The sequence below is a fragment of the Mesorhizobium silamurunense genome, assembly GCF_014843825.1.
GTDB lineage: Bacteria > Pseudomonadota > Alphaproteobacteria > Rhizobiales > Rhizobiaceae > Mesorhizobium > Mesorhizobium silamurunense.
In genome coordinates this window covers 1-4,190 of the sequence record NZ_JHQR01000077.1, presented here as the reverse complement: position 1 = coordinate 4,190, position 4,190 = coordinate 1, and the positions used below count along the sequence as shown (strand labels likewise).

3 protein-coding genes and 2 pseudogenes are annotated in these 4,190 nt (G+C 59.4%); 2 read left to right on the top strand and 3 right to left on the bottom strand.

The window, feature by feature from the left end; genetic code table 11:
• Nucleotides 1-432: 432 nt before the first annotated feature.
• Nucleotides 433-1,710 carry an ATP-grasp domain-containing protein gene (locus tag DH10_RS09885; RefSeq protein WP_192384635.1) on the top strand — a complete coding sequence of 426 codons (1,278 nt, stop codon included), beginning with the start codon at nt 433-435 and terminating at the stop codon, nt 1,708-1,710.
• Here the strand turns inward: DH10_RS09885 and DH10_RS09880 are convergent.
• Nucleotides 1,692-2,003: a hypothetical protein gene (locus DH10_RS09880; protein ID WP_192384637.1), complete on the bottom strand. Its 312-nt coding sequence runs from the start codon at nt 2,001-2,003 to the stop codon at nt 1,692-1,694. The genes DH10_RS09885 and DH10_RS09880 overlap by 19 nt on opposite strands.
• A gap of 54 nt (nt 2,004-2,057) precedes the next feature.
• Between DH10_RS09880 and DH10_RS09875 the strand changes: the two are divergent.
• Nucleotides 2,058-3,386, top strand: a pseudogene (locus DH10_RS09875) (IS5 family transposase).
• Nucleotides 3,387-3,626: 240 nt separating this feature from the next.
• Here DH10_RS09875 and DH10_RS09870 read toward each other — a convergent pair.
• The gene (locus DH10_RS09870) at nt 3,627-3,938 is read right to left on the bottom strand and encodes a hypothetical protein (RefSeq protein ID WP_192384636.1); all 312 of its coding nucleotides are present in this window, start codon (nt 3,936-3,938) and stop codon (nt 3,627-3,629) included.
• A gap of 66 nt (nt 3,939-4,004) precedes the next feature.
• A pseudogene (locus DH10_RS09865) lies at nt 4,005-4,190 on the bottom strand (DDE-type integrase/transposase/recombinase); the annotation flags it as partial.

Genomic DNA, 4,190 nt, shown 5'->3' with positions numbered 1-4,190 from the left:
CAGGATGGCTATGTGCTCGACGAGATCGTCCAGAACCGCCGCAACACCAAAGCGACCAATGCTCGACGTCCGGCATCACCTGTCGCCTGGCTGCTTCATGGGAGCGCAGCTAGTCGGTGATCATGATGCCTTGCTTCTTCAGCAGCCGCGTCAGCAAGCGCTTGGCCGCTTTGAGGGACAGCCACCCAACCTGGCTATGCTCGCGAAGGCCGGCCCACTACGGCATCTAGTGCCCTTCCCTCTGCGCAATCAACATACGGTCCCTGGTGCCCAACTGGGTCGCAGGCATTCAAATTAATTTACAAAATCTTCACGGCCGCAAATCGCTTACAATGGTACGTTCGCCGCAAGGTCTGAGGTCAGGCGCGGCTGGAGAGGCTGATGCCGATTTACCTCGGCCGCCCGCAGCACGAACGTCGGAGTCGACAGCCCATGGCAAGAAGAGCGCTCATTTTGGTTGAAAGCCATCCAAAGGGTATTGGTCTGCTATACGTCCAAGCGGCCCAGCGTCTTGGGCTTCATCCAGTTATCCTGTCGGCTGATCCAACTCGGTACGACTATCTTGCTGCGGAGAGTATTGAGGCAATCCGTGTCGATACAGACAATCTCGACGCGCTGATCTGCGAATGTTCCCGGCTACGTGCGAACTATGACATTGCTGGGATTACGGGCGACTTGGACTCGGTCTATGCGACAATTAGCAAGCTCTGCCGGTATTTCGATCTACCGGGACCGAACCCAGCATCCATCGAAAGATGCTGTGACAAATTCGCTCAACGTCAGCTTCTCGCGGACACCGGCGTTCCCATACCTGCCTATCGCGTGGCAGCGAATGCGACTGACGTGGAAAGTTCTGCCGCGGAAATCGGCCTGCCAGTGATACTTAAGCCGGTTGCAGGCACCGGCAGCCGCGGTGTCCGATTGTGCCGCGACTTCGATGAGTTGGCCGAACATACGGCCTATCTCTTGGGCGGGAAGCACATACATCCGCCCTATGTGTTGGGCGAGACTTACCCCAGGATGCTGGTTGAAGAATTCGCACAAGGCCCCTTTTATGTCGCCCATACAATGGGCAATGAGGTCATCGGGATCGCGGCCGGTGACTTCGGTCACCTACCGCATTTCGTCTGTCGTGAGCTCATCTATCCGGCCCCGTTGACTGACGACGAGCATAGGCGTATCGCCGATATTTCGCTGAGCTGTTTGCTAGCTCTTGGGCTTGGCTGGGGGCCGACCAACATTGAGTTCCGGTGGACGAAGCGTGGCCCGGTCGTCATTGAAGTCAATCCGCGTCTTGTTGGCGCGCCCGATCCTCAACTGATTCAGCTGGCTTGCGGTGTCGATCTCATCACCGAGCACATCAAGCTTGTCATCGGCGACGAACAGAACTTGCGCAGAACGCATTCGCATACTGCGGCCGCGAGGTTCCTGGTTCCTGATCGCGATGGGACCCTCGATTGGATCGCTGGCAACAATCGGGCGGCTGCCGTATCAGGCGTCACCGAGGTCAAAATGTATGTTGAACCCAAGACACCGATCGTCAGAAAAGGCGATTTCCGAGACTGCATCGGACATTTCATCGCCGCTTCACCCAGCCTTGCTGAGACTGAGGCTATACTTCAGCGTGCCGTCGAATTAATCAGTTGGTCGATCACACCATTTTCGACCGAACAGGAACAATCTGCGGCCCCTTACCCCTCCTCGGACTGATGAATAGAAGGCGGCTTACGGAAAAGCAGATCATCGCAGTGTTGCACGAGCGAGCATGAGGCAGGCTGACGCGCTTCCAGATCCGGCACGCGGCGCAGCTCGGTTTCCCCGTTCTTCTCCCGCTGCGCGGCGATCAGACGATTGTTGGGATCACAGGCAGCATAGAGCGTCGTCTGTGAACTATCGGCACGCCATTGATCTGGCTCCCTGATTGAGGAAAATTGCGGATTTGGCATTGCAGGAATTGCAGTGTTTGGCTGCTGTTTTCTTGCAATTCGATTTCCAGATTCCATTGTGCGCCAATGCGTGATTCACTCGTTGAGGCGAGGCGAATCGAGGGGACGGCGGTGTCCAGGCCACGCGAGAAGCGCGAGACGGGAGAGCAGGACCTGTTCCGCTCCAGGCTCGATCAGATCATCAATATGAAGCACGAGCTGGTGCGGCTGGCGCAGGCGATCGACTGGCCGGTGCTGGAAGAACGTTTCGGTGCGGTCTATTCGGACGGACCGGGCATGCCGCCGTTGCCGACGCGGCTGATGGCGGGGCTTGCGACCCTGAAGCACACCTTCAATCTGTCGGACGAGGAGCTGTGCGCCCGCTGGGTGGAGAACCCCTACTTCCAGTATCTCACTGGCGAAGAGTTCTTCCGTCACGAATTGCCCTTCGACCGCTCGTCGATAACGCGCTGGCGCCAGCGCATGGGCGAGGAGCGGATCACGGCTCTGCTGCAGGAAAGCCTCGCGGTGGCGGTCAAGAGCGGGGCCATGAAGCCGGCCGATACGCGCCGGGTGATCGTGGACACGACCGTGCAGCCGAAGAACGTGATGTTCCCGACCGACGGCGCGAGCGGCTGGTGCGGCTGGCCAAGCAGGTGGGTGTGGATTTGCGCCAGACCTATGTGCGGGTCGGCAAGCTGGCGTTGATCAAGCACCAGCGTTATGCGCACGCCAAGCAGTTCAAGCGGGCCAACAAGGCGCTGCGCAAGCTCAAGACCTATCTCGGCCGGACCCTTCGTGACATCTCCCGCCGGATCGCCAGCGACGCTGCGTTGGACGCGATCTTCAAATGGCCGCTCTACCAGGCATCGGCGATGCTGGAGCAACGGCCACGCCAGCGCGGCCGCAAGATCTGGAGCCTGCATGCGCCGGAGGTCGAGTGCATCGGCAAGGGCAAGGCGCATGCCCCTTACGAGTTCGGCGTCAAGGTCTCGCTCGCCACCACGCTCGAGCGCTCGAAGGGCGGCCAGTTCGCCCTGCACGCGAAGGCACTGCCGGGCAATCCTTATGACGGCCACACGCTGGCCACCGTGATCCCGGACATGGAAGAGACCATCGGCAACGAGATCGGCCGCATTCTCGCCGACGCCGGATATCGCGGCCACAATGCACCGGAGAGCCACAAGTTCAGGGCCTTCACCGCCGGCCAGAAGCGCCGCATCACCCCGGCCATCAAGCGCCAGATGCGCCGCCGCTCCGCGATCGAGCCCGTGATCGGCCACATCAAGGCCCGAGCACCGGATGGACCGCAACTACCTCGCCGGCGAGCAGGGCGACGCCGTCAACGCCATCCTGGCCGCCGCCGGCTACAACTTCTCGCTCCTGCTCAACTGGTTCAGGCAGCTTTTGTGGCTGCTCCTTGCCGCGCTCCAAAGCCGGCCGAAATCGCTCGCAGCCTAACCCCCTTCATTGTTCACGGGCGACTAGAGCCGCTCGGCAAGGCACTCGTAGCGGGTAACTAAGCTGCGCGCGGCAGCTGGATGCCCAAATAATCGCAGCGCAATGTTTACTCGCCCGAGCATGTCCCCCACCTTGGTCAACTGCTCAATGTTGGCATCCATTTGCTCCCATAACAGGCCTTCGACAAAGCAGAAGGCGCTGAGTGTTCGACAGGTGCCATCCCCCAAGTCGACTGGAACGCTATCCCTTCGGTGAAGGGTAGGCTTGATCCGCGTGAGCGGCATCATCAAGATAACGCATCGCCGCAATCTGCAACGCCGTAACTGGATCAGGCTCGTCAGACGGTGACACCTTTACGAGGTATTCATTCGCACTGGTTTTAAGCCTGAATGTATGGCCTTTTTCACTCCCCACTCGCTCAACGTGTCCACTGAGCCCATACTGCCTCTCAAGCATGCTTTTCAACAGCACGGGGTCGATAGATTGGCTTGATGAGTGCAGGCTGCTCTGCTCCAGGAGCCGTTGCAACACCGCGTCGGGTGATTTGTTCATGCATTCGAACCTTTTGCGGCCGCTGTTTCGCTGCGATGGCAAAGGCCTCAAAGAATCGAGACACAATCGGAAGCCTTGCATCATCCGCTCCCGTTTTCGCAGCGGCACATGTGCATTCTCCGCCCGGTTGTTAAATCCCTTGTGCGACCAATACGTCCGGCATCACCTGTCGCCTGGCTGCTTCATGGGAGCGCAGCTTGTCGGTGATCATGCGCTTCGGCGCGATGCCTTGCTTCTTCAGCAGCCGCGTCA